The sequence below is a fragment of the Clostridium sediminicola genome, assembly GCF_050402865.1.
In the GTDB taxonomy this organism is placed as follows: Bacteria; Bacillota; Clostridia; order Clostridiales; family Clostridiaceae; genus Clostridium_AF; species Clostridium_AF sediminicola.
In genome coordinates, this window is record NZ_BAABMF010000021.1 from 65,557 (window position 1) to 85,275 (window position 19,719).

Genomic DNA, 19,719 nt, shown 5'->3' on the forward strand with positions numbered 1-19,719 from the left:
ACTTTTTAGAATAAATAGATTTATGTAAAGCTGCCGTTGTGACGTCAGCTTTTTCTGATATAATTAATTAAGGGTCGGCTCAAAAATTATTTTCCACTTTTGTCATCAAAATATAGATAAACTACTTCAACTATTAATTTATTCAAGTCCATAACTCACTAAAACCTGAGATTTTGGACTTTGATAAATTAAGTTTACGTAAGGTTTATCTTCATTGATGGTTTTACAATTTTTGATGGCAATATATAGAGATTCTACCGCGAAATTTAATTTATACATGTGCAAAATCTCGACGTACCAACGAGTTATGGACATGTATAAATTAATTACTGAGCTGAGACATCTATAGTGGAAGTTATTTTTTAACGATTCCTAAGTAAGAGCTCCATAAAAAAATTTAGGAGGTAGAATTATGGACTATCTTTCAAATGATTTAAATCTTGTTGGTATAGCTGTATTTAATCCTAGTGGAAATTTGATTTATAGCAACAATAAAGCAAAATCAATATTGAAAATTGAAGAAGATGGAGTTATTAATATTGATAGCATTAATGAAATTATCAGGGATAAGAATAATACTCAAGGTAAAATTAATGTTCTAGGTAAGATGTTTGAATATGAAAAACTAATAGATGATAATAATGGGAAAATAGTCTTAGTTATTATAGATAATTGGTGTAAAGAAGAATTAGATAAAAGTAAAGAACTCTTAAATTATACAAATACTATCCTTGATTCTTTTTATGATGGAATATTTATTACAGATAGCGAAGCAAATGTACTTAGAATAAACAAATCTTATGAGAGAATAACAGGAGTATCATGGTCAGAATTTTGTGGAAAGAATATGCGAGAGGTTGTGGAGAAAGGGATTATATCTTGTTCATCTTCCTTAAAGGTATTAGAGCAAAAGAAAACAGTAACTATGCAGCAGGAATTTATAACTGGTAAAAAGGCTTTTGTTACTGCAAAACCTGTGTTTGACGATAATGGAGAAATTTCCATGGTGGTTACAAATGTACGTGATATAACAGAACTTGAAAGATTAAAAGATGAACTTGAGGAGAATAAGAATCTTGCTCAAATATATTTTACTGAACTAGAAGAACTAAAAAAACAACTTATTAAAAATGAAGATATAGTTGCTAGAGATAAAAAGATGATTGAAGTAGTCTACATGTTAAAGAAGATAGCTAGTGTAAATACAACAATTTTATTATTAGGAGAAACAGGAGTAGGAAAAGAAGTAGCAGCAAAGTATATTCACAAGCATAGCAAAAGGAAAGAAAAGCAATTTCTAAAGATAAATTGTGGAGCAATTCCTGAAAACCTTATAGAGTCAGAACTTTTTGGTTATGAAAAAGGATCTTTTACAGGTGCTAAAAAAGAAGGAAACCTAGGTATTTTTGAAGAGGCTAACGGAGGCACGCTTTTTCTAGATGAGATAGGAGAACTTCCTTTAAATATGCAGGTAAAGCTACTCCGGGTTTTGCAAGAGGGTGAAGTTACAAGAATTGGTGGAGTTATACCGAGAAAAGTAGATGTTCGTATAATTGCGGCAACTAATAGAAACCTTGAAGAAATGATAAAAGCTAAGAAGTTTAGAGAAGATTTATATTATAGATTAAATGTATTGCCAATTAATATACCACCTTTAAGAGAAAGAAGGGGGGATATAATACCTCTTATAAAATACTTTATTTCCCTTTTTAATAGTAAATATGAATTTGAAAAACATCTGAGTAATGAGGCTATTGAGGTGTTATATAACTATAATTGGTATGGAAATATTAGAGAATTGAAAAACATTATAGAGAGAGTAGTAGTTTTATCTTCAGATAATATTATCACTAAGGAAAACTTACCCAAATCAATATTATCCCAGTTTGAAGAAAATAAAGAAAATATTTTAGATACTATAATGCCTCTTAAAGAAGCTGTTGCAATAGTAGAAAAAAATCTTATTGAAAAATCCTATAAGAAGCATGGAAATGTAAGGGCTGCTGCAAAAGAACTAGAAATAGATCCTGCTACTTTTGTTAGAAAAAGAAAGAAATATATTGAAAATAATAATTAAATAAGTATGTTGCTAAAATGCAACAACGTTGAGAAAATGCAACGTTGTTCTTTTTTTGTTTAAATGAGTAAATAACTGGATATTGGATTACTAAAGAAAAAAATAATTTAAAAAGTGTTGAGAAAATGCAACAAGGAGAAAAATACAATGTTTATTTTATAAGTATTTAAGCCATTTCTAGTCAATATCTTATATAAAAAAAGTTGGCATGCAAGTTGCTTTATATATCCACATAAAAGATGATTCTTAAAGAAAAGACATAGAGAAAAATTATAAAAAAAGGTGGAGGGATTTTTAATGGTTAAAGTAGCAGTTGCAGGATATGGAGTAATAGGACAAAGATTAGCGGATGGGGTATCACTACAAAAAGATATGGAACTAGTAGGGATTATAGATGTAGCACCAACGATTTCAGTTAAAGCATTAAAAGAGAAGGGAATGCCTTATGATTTGTATGCAGCAACACCTGAAAGCGTTGAAACTTTAGAAGCAGCAGGTATTCCTGTATCAGGAACAATGGAAGAATTAGTTCAAAAAGTTGATATAGTTTTAGATGCTACTGGTGCTGGTATTGGAGCTAAAAATAAGAAAATGTATGAAAAGTATGGAGTTAAGGCTGTATTCCAAGGTGGAGAAAAAAATGATGTAGCAGATGTATTCTTCCATGGGTATGCAAACTTTGAAAAGGGATTAAATAAAGACTACTTAAAATTAACTTCTTGTAATACAACAGGATTAATAAGAGCAATTGATTGTTTAGATAGAAAAGTTGGAATGGAAAAAGTTGCAATTACAATCGTTAGACGTGTAGCAGATCCAGGTGATTATCATAGAGGTCTTACAAATGCATTGAAAGTAGACAAAGCTCCAAACCACCAAGCAGTTGATCTTATGACAATAATGCCACATGTTAATGCAACTGGAATACTTGTACATACTCCAGTAACTCACGGACATTTCATTACAGTAGTAGCAACTCCTAAGAACGATGTTACAGTTGAAGAAGTAATTGAAGCATTTGAAGGTCACGATAGAATCAGAGTTGTTAGCATTGATGAAGGATTCTTAGGAAATGCATCTTTATTTAGATATGCAAGAGATCTTGGAAACCCAAGAGGAGATATGTATGAAATAAGTATTTGGAAAGATACTGTTGTAAAATCAGGAAAAGATGTAATGTTTGGAATTCACATTCCACAAGAATCAGTTACAATTCCAGAAACTATGGATGCTGTTAGAGCTGCTTTAGGAATGCAACAAACAAGAGAAGAAGGAACTGCTAAAACTAATGAATATTTGGGGATGGCAAAATGGAAATAAAGAATAATAGTGGAATTAAGTCAATGGAGGAGTTTGATTATTACAACAAAACAGTGTTACTGAGAGTTGATATCAACTCTCCAATTGACCCAAAAACTAAAAAAATAGTAAACGAAAATAGAATAAATAAAAGTATACCTACTTTAAAACATTTAATTGACAGCAAAGCTAAATTAGCTATTATTGCCCATCAAGGTGATACTTTGGATTATGCAAATCTAATACCTATGAATGAACATGCTGAAAAATTATCAGAAAGATTAGGAATTAATGTTAGATATATTGATGATGTTGCAGGGCCAGCAGCACAAGAAGCTGTCAAAAGTCTTGCACCAGGAGAAGCTGTTTTGTTAGGGAATCTAAGATATTTATCAGAAGAAATTTCTACTTTTGAAGATGCTGTTAAACTTAAACCGGAAGAAATGCTAAATACTTATTTAGTTAGAAATCTTGCTCCATTGGTAGATTGCTATGTAAATGATGCTTTTGCAGCAGCTCATAGAAATGCTCCTTCTATGGTTGCATTTCAAGAATTATTACCATCTGCAGCTGGAAAATTGATGTCATTAGAACTTGATGCATTAACTAAAGTTATGAAAAATCCTGAGCATCCTTCAGTTTTTGTTCTTGGAGGTGCAAAGATTTCAGATGCTTTTGGTATGATGAAACAAGTACTTGAGAATGGAACTGCAGATAAAATATTGGCTTCAGGGTTAACTGGAGAAATAATGTTATTAGCTAAAGGATATAAATTAGGTGATGTAAAAGAGAAATTTATAAAAGATAAATCATTAGATGTATTCGTAGAGCCAGCTAAAGAATATCTTACAAATTACCCAGATAAAATTATATTTCCAGTAGATCTTGCATATGAAAAAGATGGGCAAAGAATGGAAGTAGACGTTGATAAGTTACCTTTAGAAGAAATGTTTATGGATATTGGAACTAAAACTGTCGCAATATTCAGAAAAGAACTATCGGAAGCTGGAACAATTTTTGTCAATGGACCAGCAGGAGTCTATGAAAATGAATTATTTCAATTTGGAACTAAAGAAATCTGGACAGCAATTTCTGAGGCAAAAGGATATTCAGTAATTGGTGGAGGAGATACAGTAAGTGCAGCAGCTAAATATATTGATTTAGATAAAATTAATTATGTTTGTACTGCAGGCGGCGCTATGGTTAGATTTTTATCAGGTGTAAAGTTACCTTTAATAGAGGCTATGAAGAAAGTAAAATAAAAATTCAATTTAAGTATATGAAAAGGGGTCATGAAAATGAAGAAAAAAGTAGCTGTTATTCATACGTTTTTATATTCAGTTGAGGATTTAAAAAAATTATTTAGAGAAAAACTTCCTGAGGTTGAAATGATCAATATAATTGATGATAGCTTATTACAAGAAGCATTAGCTAACAAAGGGTTAACTCCAGGAATCGTGAAAAGAATTTCTAAATATGCTGTAACTGCAGAAGCGATGGGTGCAGAACTTATATTGAATCAATGTTCTTCTGTTGGTGAAGCTGCAGATGTGGCACAAAAACAAATTAGTATACCATACATTAAGATAGATCAGCCTATGGCTGCTGAAGCAGTTAAACTTGGTACTAACATAGCGGTTATTGCTACAGCTATATCAACTATCGAACCTTCTTCAAGATTAGTTGAATATAATGCAAAATTAATGAATAAAGAAGTAAAAGTAAATAGATGTTTTGCAGAAGGAGCTTATGAAGCTTTATTAATAGATAACGATAGAGAAAAACATAATAAAATTGTTATAGACACAATAAAAGAAGCTGCAAAAACTAATGATGTTATTGTACTTGCTCAAGGAAGCATGTATCATTTATTACCATTATTAAGTGATATTGAAGTTCCTGTTTTAACAAGTTTAGAAACTGGTGTAGAACAAATTAGAGAAGCTCTTAAACTTTGATATATTAATAGGTAACTCATTTCTACAATTGAATTGTAATAAAATTATTGGTATAATTTTATGAATGTTAGATATTTATTACTGCTATAACTATAGCAGTAATAAATATTTTCATGAGAATTAAAAAGGGGAGGGAGTTTATTGAGTCGTACTACAGTGCTCAATGAAAAACAATATGGATATTAAAGAAAAAGCAATGAAAATGCATGAAGAATGGCAAGGTAAAATTGAAGTAATAAGTAAAGTTCCTGTGAAGACTAGAGAAGATTTATCTTTAGCTTATACTCCGGGAGTAGCTGAGCCTTGTAAAGCTATTAGCAATGATAAGGATCTTTCTTATACTTTAACAAGAAGAGGGAATTTAGTTGCAGTTGTTACTGATGGAACAGCAGTTTTAGGTCTTGGGGATATTGGACCAGAAGCGGCTATGCCTGTAATGGAAGGTAAATGTGTATTATTTAAAGAGTTCGCAGATGTTGATGCGTTCCCACTTTGTATACGTTCCAAAGAAGTTGATGTTATTGTTGAAACTATAAAGTTGTTAGCAGGAAGTTTTGGAGCAATTAATTTAGAAGACATTGCAGCTCCAAGATGTTTTGAAATAGAGAGAAGATTAAAAGAGGAATGCGATATTCCTATATTCCATGACGATCAGCATGGAACTGCTGTTGTAGTTTTAGCTGGATTGTTAAATGCATTAAGATTAGTTAAAAAAGAATTAGAAAATGCAAAGATAGTTATAAATGGTGCTGGTTCAGCAGGCATATCTATTTGCAAACTTTTGATTTTAGCAGGCGCTGAAAATGTTACTATGTGTGATAGAGCTGGTATATTGGTTGAAGGAGCAGATTGGATGAATCCTGCTCAACAATATATGTCAACAATCACAAATAAATCAAAGCAAACTGGTACTCTAAAAGATGCTATAGTAAAAGCCGATATATTTGTAGGCGTTTCAGCACCAGGAGTATTAACACCTGAAATGATAAAAACAATGGCAAATGATTCTATAGTTTTTGCTATGGCAAATCCTGTGCCTGAAATAATGCCTGATTTAGCTAAAGAAGCTGGAGCAAGAGTTGTTGGAACAGGACGTTCAGACTTCCCTAATCAAATTAATAATGTTCTTGCATTCCCAGCTATATTTAGAGGAACTCTTGATGTAAGAGCAAAAGATATCAATGAAGAAATGAAAATAGCAGCAGCTAGAGCTATTGCTTCTATTGTTAGTGATGAAGAACTAGCAGAGGATTATATAATTCCAGCACCATTTGATCCAAAAATTAAAACTACAGTAGCTAATGCAGTAGCAGAAGCAGCAAGAAAATCTGGAGTTGCGAGACTATAAAAAAATAGTTTACAGTTTACAGGTTACAGTTGACAGTTATGGTTGATTTTCTCCGAAAATCTTTGAGTAAATTGGAGTATAAACATTTAAAGAACTTATCATTTATGATGATAAGAAGTGTTTTTACTCTTTTGCTTTAATTAAGAGCTTTCGTTTTAACGAAAGTTACCATTAACTGAAAACTGACCACTTTCAACTGTTAACTGTATTAAACGGGGTGTTAATATGGATATATCATTAGGTTTTGCGAAAGAAAAGATAAATATTGAAATTGAAGATAGTAGGGTATTGGGAATATTAAAGCCTAATGAAGTACCAGTAGAAACTACTGGTGCGGATGAAGTTAAAAGAGCTTTAAATGAACCAATAGGCTCTAAAAGGCTAAAAGATATAGTAAAGCCTGGGGAAAAAATTGTTATAATAACAAGTGATATAACAAGGCCCATGCCAAGTAAAGTAGTTGTGCCATTGGTAGTTGAAGAGCTTAATAAAGCTAATATTCCTGATGAAGATATTACTGTTGTGTTTGGTCTTGGAAGTCATAGAATGCATACTGAAGAAGAAATAAAGTATTTGGTAGGAGAAGATATTTATAAAAGAGTTAACTGTGTTGATTCTGATGTTGCTGATTGTGTAAGTCTTGGAAAGACTAAAGCAGGAACACCTATCAATGTTTTCAGACCAGTAGTAGAGGCGGATAGAAGAATATGTTTAGGTAATATTGAGTTTCATTATTTTGCGGGATATAGCGGTGGAGCTAAGGCAATTTTACCAGGAGTTTGTGATAAAGAAACTATTCAAGCAAATCATACAATGATGGTTCAAGAACAATCAAAAGCAGGAGAGTTAGATTCTAATCCTCTTAGAAACGATATTGATGAAGTAACTAAAGTAATTGATTTAGATTTTATGGTTAATGTGGTTTTAGATGAAAAAAAAGTTATCCGTAAGGCTGTTGCTGGAGATATAATGGAAGCACATAGAGAAGGATGTAAATTCTTAGATAAATTATATAAAGTGAAACTAGATAAACCAGCTGATATAGTTATTGTTTCACCAGGGGGATATCCTAAAGATATCAATTTATATCAAGCTCAAAAGGGATTAGATAACTCAAAACATGCTGTAAGAGATGGCGGTATAATTATTCTTTTAGCATCATGTAAAGAGGGATTAGGATCAGCAGTTTTTGAAGAATGGTTAACAACTGCTGAGAAATCAGAAGATCTAATAACAAAAATTAAGGAAAACTTTAAATTAGGTGGCCATAAAGCTGCAGCAATTTCAATGGTGTTACAAAAAGCTAGGATATTCTTAGTATCTGACCTTGATGATGATTTAGTTAAAAATATTTTCTTAGAGCCTTATAGTTCACTTCAAGGCGCACTAGATAGTGCAACAGAATTATTAGGTGAAGATAGTGATATAATTGTGATGCCATATGGAGGATCTACTCTACCTAAGGTATGTAGTGATACTTTATAGTTGGCAGTAAATAGGTTTTCGTTTTTTCATTCAAATTACCAACTTGATTTTTAAACTCAACATTATTTTAAAACATAAGTTACAATAAAAAACCTGAAGTCGTGATGACTTCAGGTTTTTTGAATTCTGTTATAAAAGTGGGTTTATAAGCTAAAAAAAGATAAAACTTATATTAAGGTTATTCCACAAAAAGTAATTTAGTTGAACTTCGACAACAATATATAGCGTCAGAACGTATCAATCTGTGGTAGATATTATGGTTGATTTTAGTTCAACTTACTTTTTGTGGGTTAACCATATTAAATAATTATTTGTAAAAATATAGGAAATTATTTACAAATAATGGTATAATAAAGAGGAGTACTAACTAAGTTGATGTAAAGTGGGTGGGATGAATGAAAAGCACAAGCAATGATATAAAAAAAATTTACATAAAAATGTTAATAGTCATTTTAATATGCTCTATTTTTGTTACAATATTTTGGATATTAGAAGAACAAAAAAATTATTCCAATGAAAAGAGGAATTTGAAGAGTGAATATGAAGAATCATCAGATAATGAAGCAAAATATATAGTAAATAGTGTAGTAGATTATCTGAAATTCACAATAAGTGAAGGAGAAAATGATTTAAAGTTTACGCTTAAAGATAGAACAGATAGATTGTATGATATAGCTATGAAAATTTATGATAATAATAAAAATTTGTCTCGTAAAGAATTGAAAAAAATAATTAATGATGCAGTTGAAAATATAAAATATGATGAAGGCTACAATACTTATTTTATTAGAGATATAGATGGAAAAGTGATAGTAGAAAATAATGACAATGAAATAGACAAGCATTTAGTTAGTACAAAGGATGAGAATGGGGATATAATACAGAATAGCAGTATAAGTTTATCTGAAAGTAATGAAGAGGGATATATATATGAGTTATGGGAAAATGATAAAAATGAAATTGATAAAAAAATAATTTATATGACAAAATTTGAACCTTTAGATTACTATATAGGTAGTGAAGAGTTTTTGAATGATTATATTTCTAAAGATACTGCTAAAATATTTCAATGGATTAATTCGATAAAATTTGGTTATAAAAACCTTAGTAATATTTTTATATTTGATTATAAAGGAAATGTGCTCACAAATAGTTCCAATAAAAATATTTTAGATAAAAATATCTGGAATTTACAAGATAGTAGAGGCATCAAAATTACTCAAAAAGAGTTGCAAGTTGCTAAAAAAAATTTAACAGGTAGTTTTGTGAATTATTATAAAACAAACCCAGATACAAATATTGAAGAAAATAAAGGTGCTTATGTAATTAGTATTCCTCAATTAAAATGGGTTGTAGGAGCTGAAATAACATATCCTACAATAGAGGCATTTAATAATGATTCACGAGAAAAGAAGCTGAATCAAAATATAAGTTATATAATTTTCATAAATATTATAGTATTTATGATTTTGATTTATACAACTACGCGGTTTAAAGGGAAGATAGAAAATCATATTAGTTTAAAAATAGGAGAAATGTTAGTTGATTATGAAAGTAATACAGAAAAATTCAATAATGAACTTTTATTTGAAGTAAAGAAATGTAATAGAAAAATTAAAAGCTTGAGTGAAAAAGATAAGGTTACAGGAGCGTTTAGCCATGAATATATACATGAAATATTAAAGAAAGAAGTTGAATATTCAAGGGTAAATTATGAAGAGTTAAGTGTAGGATTGATTGATATTGACCACTTTAAAAGTATTAATAAAACTTATGGTTATGATTTAGGAAATAGTGTATTAAATAAGGTATATGACTTAATAAAAGAAAATTTAATAAGTCCATTTGCTATTGGGAGATATGATAGTAATTGTTTCTTAGTGATAATGCCAAAAACAAATAGACAAGAAGCCAGTGAATATGCAGAAAAAATAAGAAAAGTAATAAGGGAATACCAATTTGAAGATGTAGAATTATCAATAACTATTAGTGTAGCTATAATGGAATCTACTGGAGATATGCCTGATCAAATTATCAATAAATGTTATGAATTTATGGAAGAAGCTAAAGATAACGGCGGGGATAGAATTGAAATGCTATATGGAGATTAGAAAATGCGAATATTTTTCGCATTTTCTAATAAGGTGCAAAATTTTGTTTAGACCACCAAGCTTCTCTTAATTCTTCATATCTTTCGCTAAAATGCTCTAAATGTGCTTTTTCCCAATTAGCTAATATAAGGTATAACTCTTTTGCTTTTTCTACAGATGAATTTTTAGCAGCATTCTCATAAAAATCAATAGATGTTCTTTCCATTTGAATAGCAATCCCAAATACTGAAACAGCAAGGGCTGCATCTCTTCTATCAAGGTTTGACCAATCATAGACATTAGCGGATTCTGGGCTTTCTATAAAAGCTAAATCAAATTTATGGCTTTTATCTGAATCAATATTATTAAAAAGTTTCTTCAACCATTCAATATGAGTCAATTCTTCGTCTGCTAACTCTATAAATGCATTTTTTGTATCTAAACTGTCAGCTTTTTCAGAAGCTAATTTATAAAATTCATAACCTTCAATTTCATGGATAATTGCTTTTTTTATAACCTTTAATTCATCATTTTTCACATAAAGCCCCTCTTTGAAGTAAATTTTAAAGAATGTAATATTATTTTTTCCTAAACAGCTAGGATGATACTATAAAAATAAATATTTTGATGAGTAAAAATAATTTTTGCAATTTTGCAAAAAAAAACTTGAAATTTTTGAAAAATAGATGTAAAATAGTTTTTAAATAAAAAACTATATTCTTATCAAGAGTGGTGGAGGGATGAGCCCAATGAAACCCGGCAACAGCCAATTGTTATATTAAGAGATTCTATTGAGGGACTTGATTTATGCACTAACGAGTTCTGACTGGGTATAAATCAATAGTTGAATTGAAAGATATAAAATTGGAATTGTGCTAATTCTTACAGGAATAATCCTGAGAGATGAGAAGAGGTAAAGAGAGATACAATAATACTGTATAATCTACCACTTCTTATCAGAGAAGTGGTTTTTTTATTATAAAGTGTATGGTGTGTATAAATAAAGATATACTACTATGTAGATATAGATATAGATATATTTAGTGCACAATGCACAGTTAGCAGTTAATGAGAGTTTATTAAATTAAAAGCTTTCACGTAAGTGAAAGGTGTGCATAACTGAGTACTGTAAACTGTTAACTAATAAAAAAGGGGGCTTTATTATGCAAAAGGAATTTAGAAAAGGGACTATTTGTATACAAGGGAATTATGATCCGAAATCTGGTGAGCCAAGAGTTTTACCAATTTATCAAAGTACAACTTATAAATATTCTGATCCTGATGAGGTAGCTGATTTATTTGACTTAAAAAGAGAGGGACATATGTATTCAAGAATCAGTAATCCTACTGTGGGGGCATTAGAGGAGAAAGTTAATTTACTAGAAGGTGGAGTAGGAGCACTTGCAGTATCATCGGGGCAATCTGCATCATTAGTTACTTTCCTTAATATATGTCAAGCAGGACAACATATTGTTGCTGCATCGACAATTTATGGTGGAACTACGAATTTATTAGCATCTACCCTTAAGAAATTAGGAATAGAAGTTACATTTGTCAATCCAGATGCTAGCTATGATGAAATAGCTAGCAAAGTTAAAGATAATACAAGAGCCATATTTGGAGAAACAATAGGAAATCCTGGACTTAATGTTTTAGATTTTGATAAATTTGCTAAGGTAGCAGAAACAATGAAGGTACCATTTATAGTTGATAACACATTAGCCACTCCTTATTTATGTAATCCATTGAAACATGGGGCAAATATAGTTGTGCATTCAGCAACAAAATATATTGATGGGCATGCTACAAGTTTAGGTGGAATTATTGTTGATGGTGGAAACTTTGACTGGGATAATGGGAAATATCCAGAATTAACTCAGCCAGACCCTAGTTATCATGGGGTGAAATATGCAGAGACATTTGGGGCAGCTGCATTTATTACAAAAGCAAGGGTACAGCTTTTGAGAGATTTAGGATGCTGTTTGAGTCCGTTTAATGCATTTATTATGCATAATGGATTGGAAACTCTTCATCTTAGAATGGAAAGACATAGTGAAAATGCTTTGAAACTTGCTTCTTTCTTAGAAAATCATCCAAAAGTAAATTGGGCTAGTTATCCAAAACTAAAAAGTCATAAAAGTAATGAATTAGCGGAGAAGTATCTACCACTTGGGGCAAGTGGAATAATGACTTTTGGTATAAAAGGTGGCATAGAGGCTGCTAAGGAATTCACTCGAAATCTAAAAGTAGCAGCACTTGTTATACATTTAGGAGATGCTAGAACATCAGTACTTCATCCAGCGAGTACAACGCATAGACAATTAACAGAAGAGCAACAAATAGCAGCAGGTGTATTACCAGATTTAATAAGGGTATCTGTAGGTATTGAAGATATAGATGATTTAATTGAAGATTTCGATCAAGCACTTAGAAATAGCTAAATACAACGGATAATAAGTAATTAGCTATTAAGGAAAGGGATTGTTTATATGTCAATTGTTGTACCAAAACACTTACCTGCAATAGATACACTAAAAAAAGAAAATATATTTGTTATGACAAAGGAAAGAGCAGTTCATCAAGATATAAGACCTCTTAAAATCTTGATACTGAATTTAATGCCTACAAAAATTGAAACAGAAACTCAACTAGTTAGGTTAATAGGAAATACTGCATTACAAATAGAAATGGTCTTGCTTAAGACCAGAACTTATAAATCTGTAAATACATCTAATGAACATTTAAGAACATTTTATAAAACCTTTGATGAAGTGAAGGATGAAAAATTCGACGGAATGATCATAACAGGAGCACCTGTTGAAAAAATGGCATTTGAAGATGTAGATTATTGGGAAGAATTAAAAGAAATTATGGAGTTTTCAAAACATAATGTAACATCCACTTTTCACATATGCTGGGGAGCTCAAGCTGGATTATATTATCATTATGGAGTAGATAAACATTTGTTAAAAGATAAAATGTTTGGTGTATTTAGACACAAGATTAATAGTATAAATATTGAATTGGTGAGAGGATTTGATGATATATTTTATGCACCTCATTCTAGACATACTGGAATTTTGAGAGAAGATATTATAAATCATCCAGATTTAGAGCTAATTGCTGAATCAAAAGAAGCTGGAGTATATATAGTAATGTCTAAAGACGGTAAACAAATTTTTGTAACAGGTCATTCTGAGTATGACAAATATACTCTAAAGGGAGAGTATGAAAGAGATTTAAAAAGGGGACACGATATAAAAGTACCATTGAATTATTTTGAAGATGATGATCCAAGCAAAGAACCAATTGTTTCTTGGAAAAGTGGGGCAAATCTTCTATTTAGAAATTGGTTAAATTATTACGTATATCAAATAACACCATATAATATAAATGAAATAAAATGATTTTGACAGGATACCTATTTTTGGGTATCCTTATTTTATAGAAATTGAAAGGAAGGGTTTTAGTGAATAAAATATTATCAGAATTAAATCCAAAAGAAGTTTTTTATTATTTTGAAGAAATGAGCGAAATCCCAAGAGGATCTGGGAATGAAAAAGGAGTATCTGATTATCTTGTTAAATTTGCTAAAGATAATAATCTTGAGTATATCCAGGACATAGTTAACAATGTGATAATCAAAAAACCAGGAACAAAAAAATATGAAACTGCTCCAACGGTAATCCTTCAAGGGCATATGGATATGGTTTGTGAAAAAAGAGAAGATATAGACCACGATTTTTTAAAAGATCCTTTGAAACTAAGAATTGATGGAGATTTTATCAAGGCTACAGGTACAACATTAGGTGCTGATAATGGAATTGCTGTTGCTTATGCACTAGCAATACTTTCAAGTAACAATATAGAACATCCCCCTATAGAAGCATTAATTACAATAGAAGAAGAAACAGGAATGGGTGGAGCAGCAAATTTAGATGGACATATGTTAGATGGTAAAATATTAATAAATATGGATTCAGAAGAAGAAGGCGAACTTCTTACAAGTTGTGCTGGTGGAGTTAGAAGCATAGTAAAACTTCCAATAAAATGGAATGATAATCAAAAGGGTTTTAAGGCAGTAACTTTAAAATTAAAAGGGTTAAAAGGCGGACATTCAGGGATGGAAATAATCAAAGGGAGAGGGGCAGCTTCGAAATTAATTGGTAGAGTCCTTTTTGATATTTCCAAGGAAATAGAAGTATATATTTATGAAATAAAAGCAGGAGCAAAAATGAATGCTATCTCAAGAGATGCTGAAGTAAGTTTAATAACCAAGTATGATGAATTTGAAAAGCTAAATGATTTAGTTGGTAAGTGGAATGAAATATTTAAAAATGAACTTAAAGGAATAGATGATGATGTAGTATTAGAGATATTAAATGAAGAAACTAATCCTACAAAAATATTTAATAGAGAGACTAGTGATAGAGTTATAAATATACTTATGTCCATTCCTCAAGGGGTTCAAACTATGAGTAATGATATTGAAGGTTTAGTACAAAGCTCAACTAATTTAGGTGTGGTAAAAACAGAGGAAGGCTATGTTTATTTTGAAAGTGCTGCACGAAGTTCAGTAGCTACTCTAAAAGATGAAATTACGAATAGGATAGAAGTAGTTGCAAAGACAAACGGGGCAGAACAAACATTAATGTCTTCATACCCTGAGTGGCAATTTAAAAAAGAATCTAAAATAAGAGATTTGTTTGTGAAAGTTTATGAAGAAATGTATGGAAGTAAACCAAAAATAACAGCAATTCACGCTGGCTTAGAATGTGGGCTATTGAAAGAAAAACTTGGTGACATAGATATGATTTCCTTTGGACCAAATATGTTTGATGTTCATACACCAGAAGAAAAACTAAGCATTTCTTCTACGAAAAGAATGTGGGAATACCTTTTGAATGTACTTAAGGAAATAAAGTAAGGAAATATAAGACTAATAACAGAAAGAAATTACTTCGTAGTTGAAATAAAAGAGGAACTAAAACAGTGACAAGTGATAAGTTACAAGTGACAAGTTGATGATAATTTTCTTACAGAAAATCTTTAAACTAAGCTTTTATCATCTTCGATGATGGAAACTGTACTTTTGCTACCCAAAAGGATTCTTTTTATCTTTTGTTTAATTAAAAGCTTTCGCTTGCGAAAGGTATCTACAACTTGTCACTTATCACTTGTAACTTGTCACTATAAATTTCGAAGCTTGCTTCGTAATTTATAATTTATACCAATAAAGTTATTATATAATAAAAAAGTGGGATAAATACTGCCGGCAACATATTTCCTACTTTTATTTTTTTCACTTCTAGCATATTTAAACCTAAAGCAAGAATCAACAAACCGCCTACTGCAGACATTTCTGTAACAACTGAAGGTACCAGAATATCTTTAATTAATGAAGCTGTTAAAGTTATAAAACCTTGATATATAAGTACGGGAATAGCTGAAAAAACAACTCCTAGACCCATTGAAGATGAAAAAACAATTGATGAAACTCCATCTAATACTGATTTAGCATACAAAGTTTGATGATTATTACTTAATCCACTTTCAAGGGATCCTACAATAGCCATAGATCCAATGCAAAATAATAAACTTGCAGTAACGAATCCTTTTGCAATATCGTTACCTTCTTTAGAAAATCTTTTTTCTAACAAATGACCTAATTTTTCTAGATTCTCTTCTATTCTTAAGAATTCACCTATAATACTACCTATTACCAAAGAAAAAATAACCAATAAAATATTTTCGGCTTTTATTGCATTTAATATACCAATTAGCATAACTGCAAGCGCAATTGATTTTCCAATGGTATCATTATACCGCTTTGGTATACCTCCTTTGAAAAGAAGTCCAATAATACTTCCACAAATAATTGCAATAAAGTTAACGATAGTCCCCAACATAATTAATCCCCCTATATAAAACCGTTTTAGAACAATTATAGTATAATTATGCAGTTAAAACAATGTTTAAAAAATAATTACTATGTTTTATAGCGTGGTTAAACCATAGAGTAATATATACAAACAGAATCGATTCTCAATTTTGAGAAGGTGTCTCAAAATTGAGAACTCTATTAATTGCAACATTCTTTGGTTAAATATATTTTGATTTTTCTCATTTTTGAGAAAAATCAAATGTATAAATAATTATAAAATTATAGTTCTGCTATTAGTTAAAAAATCTAGAAGCGTTTAAGGACAGTGCTTTAGATGTAAATTAATTAATTTTTAGAATGGAAATTCTGTTTGTAGGCACGAATATTGCTTATATAATATGCACATTTAAAAGTAGGAGTGATTTTATGGAATTGAATAATATTATTTTACAAACTTTAAAAGAAGAAGTTGTTCCAGCAATGGGATGTACAGAACCTGTAGCTGTCGCTTTAGCATGTGCAAAGGCAAGAGAATTGATAAATTATAATGAAATAAATCGTATAAAAGTTTTTGTAAGTCCCAATATATATAAAAATGGTTTAGCAGTAGGCATACCAAATACAAATGAAGTGGGACTTGATATTGCAGCTGCTATAGGGATAGTAAGTGGCGGAAGTGAAAAAGGATTAGAAGTACTATCAGGAATAAAGGAAGAACAAGTAGATGATGCTAATAATCTATTAAAAAGTGGAAAATTATCACTAGATATTAAAGATTCAAAAGAAAAAATATATATAGAAGTACATTTTATTACTGATAAAGGTACTTCTAAAGTGATTATAAAGAAAAAACATAACCAATTTGTATATTTGGAGAAACAAGGAGAAGTTATTTTTGATGAAATGCATAGTGATAGGCAAACAAATGAGTCAAAAAATATTCTATATAATTTTGAGATAACAGAAATTATAAAAGAAATTGAAAAACTCTCATATACAGATATAGAATTTATGCTAGAAGGATTAGATATGAATGAGAAAGTAGCTATGATAGGATTGAGTAGAAAAGTAGGGATGGGAGTAGGATTTAGTTTTTACGAAAATATAAAAAAAGGTATACTCTCCGATGATTTAATGAATTCTGCTATGATGTTAACAGCAGCTGCGTCAGATGCTAGAATGTCTGGGATTAGTTTACCTGTAATGAGTAGTAATGGAAGTGGAAATAATGGATTGACTGCTATTCTACCAATATTAGCTTATAGTAAAAAATTTAATGTAGAAAATGAAAAACTAGCAAAAGCATTAGCTATTAGTCATATAGTAAATAGTTATATAAAGTATTATATTGGAAGGTTATCAGCTTTATGTGGGTGTGGAGTTGCTGCTGGTACTGGAGCAAGTGTGGCTATTGCTTGGCTTATGGGAGCAGATGAGGAGAGAATCAATGGAACTATAAAAAATATGTTAGCAAGTACTAGTGGAATGATTTGTGATGGCGCAAAAGTAGGATGCGCATTAAAATTAGCTACTTCAGCATCAACTGCTATTCAATCTGCACTTTTGGCAGTATCTAATAATATTGTACCTGTAAAAAATGGTATAATTGGTGAAACTGCTGAGGAGACAATTAAAAACTTGCAAATGTTATCTAATGAAGGAATGAGTATTACAGATAATGTTATTTTGAATATCATGAAAAAGATGCAAAAATGTGATATATAAACCTATTTGAATTATAGATAATGTGTTATATCATATATATATATGAACTCAACACATTAGGGAGGATTAAATGACTGATTTAGGTTTAATACAAGATTTTGTGCAACCATATGCTCAAGCAATTTCATCAATTTTAGAAGTTGAAGTAACTATTGTAGATGATGAACTTGTGAGAATTGGAGGAACAGGAATATATAAGGAAAATGTCGGAAAAAAAGTAGCACATGGTTCTTTTTTTCAATCAATTTTAGAAAATGGAAAGCCTGGTATTATAAAAGAAGTAAAAAAAGAGTTTTCCTGCGACAAATGTGATGCAAAAAATAAGTGTAAGGAATTAGCCAATATTGGATTTCCTATATTTAAAAGTGGTAAAGTAGTGGGGATTATAGGAATAATAGCATTTACAGTAGAACAAAGGGAAAAATTAATAAATTCTATGGATCGGCTTAGTAAATTCTTAAAGTATATGAGTGAATTGTTAGAAAGCAAGCTATTGATAAAGGAAAGTAGTAAAGAACTAGAGTTACAAATTAATGAAATAATTAATAATGATAAAACTAAAAGTTCTTTTGATAATATTATTGGGATTAATGAGAAATTTTTAGCTATTATTCATAAAGCAAAATTAATTTCAAAAAGTTCATCTACAGTTATGATTAGAGGAGAAAGTGGAACTGGCAAAGAGTTATTGGCAAGAGCAATCCATAGCGCAAGCCCAAGGAGTAATAGACTATTTATTGCAGTAAATTGTGCTTCTATTCCGGAAAATTTGATTGAGAGTGAATTATTTGGATATGAAGATGGAGCCTTTACTGGCGCAAGAAAAGGAGGTAAAGTAGGAAAGTTTGAGTTAGCTAATAAAAGTACTATTTTCCTTGACGAAATAGGAGACATGCCTCTTCCAATGCAAGCTAAGTTGTTAAGAGTTTTACAGGAGAGGACTGTTGATAGAATTGGTGGAAAAAAAACTGTATCCATTGATGTAAGAGTTATTGCAGCAACTAATAGAAATTTAGAGAAAATGGTAAATAACGGACAATTTAGGCAAGATTTATATTATCGTTTAAATGTAATTCCATTATATATACCACCATTAAGAGAAAGGCCAGAGGATATTTCATTGTTATTTAATAATTTAGTTAAGAAATATTGTAATAAATTACAAAAACCGATTCTTCAACTACAACCTTCAGTGGAAGAATGGTTAACTGATTATCATTGGCCAGGCAATATTCGCCAAATGAAAAATGTTATAGAGTATATGGTGAATATGTCTGAGACAAATGTTATAACAATTAACCAAATTCCAGAATATCTAAAAAAAGAAAGTAGTAATGAAAGTATTGAATTAAGCGAAGGTTTAATGAAGATTATTGAAGATTATGAAAAAAATCTTTTAGAGAAATTTGTGCCGCAAAATTCAACTGTAGATGATAAGATGCAAATAGCTAAAAAACTCAAAATTAGTAAAGCTACTTTATATAGAAAACTTAAAAAATATGATTTACTGTAAATAAGTGAAAACATTCAGAAAATTAAGAAAAATATATGGATTTATATTTTAATATATGTTATAATTAATTCAAGAAAAGAAATTACTTTTCTACAAATTCTAATTCAAAGGTAATATGATTGAAGTCAGTAATTTGCAACAAGTTTTCCAAAAGTGACACCCTTTATAAGTGAAAAGTTTGTAAAATAGAAACTTGAATTGTGTAACAAGTTTGAATTAAGAATTAAGAATTAAGAATTAAGAATTAAGAATTAAGAATTAAGAATTAAGAATTAAGAATTAAGAATTAAGAATTAAGAATTAAGAATTAAGAATTAAGAATTAAGAATTAAGAATTAAG

At 30.1% G+C, this 19,719-nt stretch carries 14 protein-coding genes and 1 riboswitch; of the genes, 12 read left to right on the forward strand and 2 right to left on the reverse strand.

Annotated elements, in window-relative coordinates:
- Positions 1 to 412: 412 nt before the first annotated feature.
- The 7 genes from ACQ3F0_RS22740 to ACQ3F0_RS22770 all read left to right on the forward strand — a co-directional run bounded on the left by ACQ3F0_RS22740 (position 413) and on the right by ACQ3F0_RS22770 (position 10,278).
- Positions 413 to 2,077 (forward strand): sigma-54 interaction domain-containing protein, encoded by a 1,665-nt coding sequence (locus tag ACQ3F0_RS22740; protein WP_428868054.1) that lies wholly within the window; start codon positions 413 to 415, stop codon positions 2,075 to 2,077.
- A gap of 297 nt (positions 2,078 to 2,374) precedes the next feature.
- Positions 2,375 to 3,397 (forward strand): type II glyceraldehyde-3-phosphate dehydrogenase, encoded by a 1,023-nt coding sequence (locus ACQ3F0_RS22745; protein WP_428868055.1) that lies wholly within the window; start codon positions 2,375 to 2,377, stop codon positions 3,395 to 3,397.
- Positions 3,388 to 4,638 (forward strand): phosphoglycerate kinase, encoded by a 1,251-nt coding sequence (locus ACQ3F0_RS22750; RefSeq protein ID WP_428868057.1) that lies wholly within the window; start codon positions 3,388 to 3,390, stop codon positions 4,636 to 4,638. Before ACQ3F0_RS22745 ends, ACQ3F0_RS22750 begins: the two co-directional genes overlap by 10 nt.
- A gap of 36 nt (positions 4,639 to 4,674) precedes the next feature.
- Positions 4,675 to 5,334 (forward strand): aspartate/glutamate racemase family protein, encoded by a 660-nt coding sequence (locus ACQ3F0_RS22755; protein WP_428868058.1) that lies wholly within the window; start codon positions 4,675 to 4,677, stop codon positions 5,332 to 5,334.
- Between the two features lie 175 nt (positions 5,335 to 5,509).
- Complete coding sequence (locus ACQ3F0_RS22760) at positions 5,510 to 6,682, forward strand: NAD(P)-dependent malic enzyme (protein WP_428868072.1); 1,173 nt, start codon at positions 5,510 to 5,512, stop codon at positions 6,680 to 6,682.
- A 225-nt stretch (positions 6,683 to 6,907) separates the two neighbouring features.
- On the forward strand, positions 6,908 to 8,167 hold the full coding sequence (larAH6, locus tag ACQ3F0_RS22765) for a nickel-dependent malate racemase, LarAH6 family (RefSeq protein ID WP_428868059.1): 1,260 nt from the start codon (positions 6,908 to 6,910) through the stop codon (positions 8,165 to 8,167).
- Between the two features lie 395 nt (positions 8,168 to 8,562).
- The gene (locus ACQ3F0_RS22770) at positions 8,563 to 10,278 is read left to right on the forward strand and encodes a sensor domain-containing diguanylate cyclase (protein ID WP_428868061.1); all 1,716 of its coding nucleotides are present in this window, start codon (positions 8,563 to 8,565) and stop codon (positions 10,276 to 10,278) included.
- A 25-nt stretch (positions 10,279 to 10,303) separates the two neighbouring features.
- Here the strand turns inward: ACQ3F0_RS22770 and ACQ3F0_RS22775 are convergent, their stop codons facing one another.
- Positions 10,304 to 10,795, reverse strand: a complete 492-nt coding sequence (locus ACQ3F0_RS22775) for a ferritin family protein (protein ID WP_428868062.1) — start codon at positions 10,793 to 10,795, stop codon at positions 10,304 to 10,306.
- A 179-nt stretch (positions 10,796 to 10,974) separates the two neighbouring features.
- A riboswitch (SAM riboswitch) is annotated at positions 10,975 to 11,167 on the forward strand.
- A gap of 253 nt (positions 11,168 to 11,420) precedes the next feature.
- On the opposite strand from ACQ3F0_RS22775, the gene ACQ3F0_RS22780 reads away from it, so the two are divergent.
- From ACQ3F0_RS22780 to ACQ3F0_RS22790, 3 genes are all read left to right on the forward strand, one after another.
- Positions 11,421 to 12,698 carry an O-acetylhomoserine aminocarboxypropyltransferase/cysteine synthase family protein gene (locus tag ACQ3F0_RS22780; protein WP_428868064.1) on the forward strand — a complete coding sequence of 426 codons (1,278 nt, stop codon included), beginning with the start codon at positions 11,421 to 11,423 and terminating at the stop codon, positions 12,696 to 12,698.
- A gap of 48 nt (positions 12,699 to 12,746) precedes the next feature.
- Positions 12,747 to 13,664, forward strand: coding sequence for a homoserine O-acetyltransferase MetA (gene metA, locus ACQ3F0_RS22785; protein WP_428868065.1), 918 nt, complete (start codon positions 12,747 to 12,749; stop codon positions 13,662 to 13,664).
- 62 nt (positions 13,665 to 13,726) lie between these two features.
- Positions 13,727 to 15,184 carry an aminoacyl-histidine dipeptidase gene (locus ACQ3F0_RS22790; RefSeq protein WP_428868067.1) on the forward strand — a complete coding sequence of 486 codons (1,458 nt, stop codon included), beginning with the start codon at positions 13,727 to 13,729 and terminating at the stop codon, positions 15,182 to 15,184.
- A gap of 298 nt (positions 15,185 to 15,482) precedes the next feature.
- On the opposite strand, the gene ACQ3F0_RS22795 is transcribed toward ACQ3F0_RS22790, so the two are convergent.
- Complete coding sequence (locus tag ACQ3F0_RS22795; protein ID WP_428868069.1) at positions 15,483 to 16,166, reverse strand: DUF554 domain-containing protein; 684 nt, start codon at positions 16,164 to 16,166, stop codon at positions 15,483 to 15,485.
- A gap of 401 nt (positions 16,167 to 16,567) precedes the next feature.
- Here ACQ3F0_RS22795 and ACQ3F0_RS22800 point away from each other — a divergent pair, with 401 nt between their 5' ends.
- Together ACQ3F0_RS22800 and ACQ3F0_RS22805 are read left to right on the forward strand one after the other, a co-directional pair.
- The gene (locus ACQ3F0_RS22800; protein ID WP_428868070.1) at positions 16,568 to 17,866 is read left to right on the forward strand and encodes an L-cysteine desulfidase family protein; all 1,299 of its coding nucleotides are present in this window, start codon (positions 16,568 to 16,570) and stop codon (positions 17,864 to 17,866) included.
- 70 nt (positions 17,867 to 17,936) lie between these two features.
- Positions 17,937 to 19,379, forward strand: a complete 1,443-nt coding sequence (locus ACQ3F0_RS22805; protein ID WP_428868071.1) for a sigma-54 interaction domain-containing protein — start codon at positions 17,937 to 17,939, stop codon at positions 19,377 to 19,379.
- Positions 19,380 to 19,719: the final 340 nt, after the last annotated feature.

Excerpts from the sequence above, each read along its gene's own strand:
- ACQ3F0_RS22740 (WP_428868054.1), top strand. The coding sequence starts at position 413 with ATGGACTATCTTTCAAATGATTTAAATCTTGTTGGTATAGCTGTATTT.
- ACQ3F0_RS22745 (WP_428868055.1), top strand. The coding sequence starts at position 2,375 with ATGGTTAAAGTAGCAGTTGCAGGATATGGAGTAATAGGACAAAGATTA.
- ACQ3F0_RS22750 (WP_428868057.1), top strand. The coding sequence starts at position 3,388 with ATGGAAATAAAGAATAATAGTGGAATTAAGTCAATGGAGGAGTTTGAT.
- ACQ3F0_RS22755 (WP_428868058.1), top strand. The coding sequence starts at position 4,675 with ATGAAGAAAAAAGTAGCTGTTATTCATACGTTTTTATATTCAGTTGAG.
- ACQ3F0_RS22760 (WP_428868072.1), top strand. The coding sequence starts at position 5,510 with ATGGATATTAAAGAAAAAGCAATGAAAATGCATGAAGAATGGCAAGGT.
- larAH6 (WP_428868059.1), top strand. The coding sequence starts at position 6,908 with ATGGATATATCATTAGGTTTTGCGAAAGAAAAGATAAATATTGAAATT.
- ACQ3F0_RS22770 (WP_428868061.1), top strand. The coding sequence starts at position 8,563 with ATGAAAAGCACAAGCAATGATATAAAAAAAATTTACATAAAAATGTTA.
- ACQ3F0_RS22780 (WP_428868064.1), top strand. The coding sequence starts at position 11,421 with ATGCAAAAGGAATTTAGAAAAGGGACTATTTGTATACAAGGGAATTAT.
- metA (WP_428868065.1), top strand. The coding sequence starts at position 12,747 with ATGTCAATTGTTGTACCAAAACACTTACCTGCAATAGATACACTAAAA.
- ACQ3F0_RS22795 (WP_428868069.1), bottom strand. The coding sequence starts at position 16,166 with ATGTTGGGGACTATCGTTAACTTTATTGCAATTATTTGTGGAAGTATT.
- ACQ3F0_RS22800 (WP_428868070.1), top strand. The coding sequence starts at position 16,568 with ATGGAATTGAATAATATTATTTTACAAACTTTAAAAGAAGAAGTTGTT.
- ACQ3F0_RS22805 (WP_428868071.1), top strand. The coding sequence starts at position 17,937 with ATGACTGATTTAGGTTTAATACAAGATTTTGTGCAACCATATGCTCAA.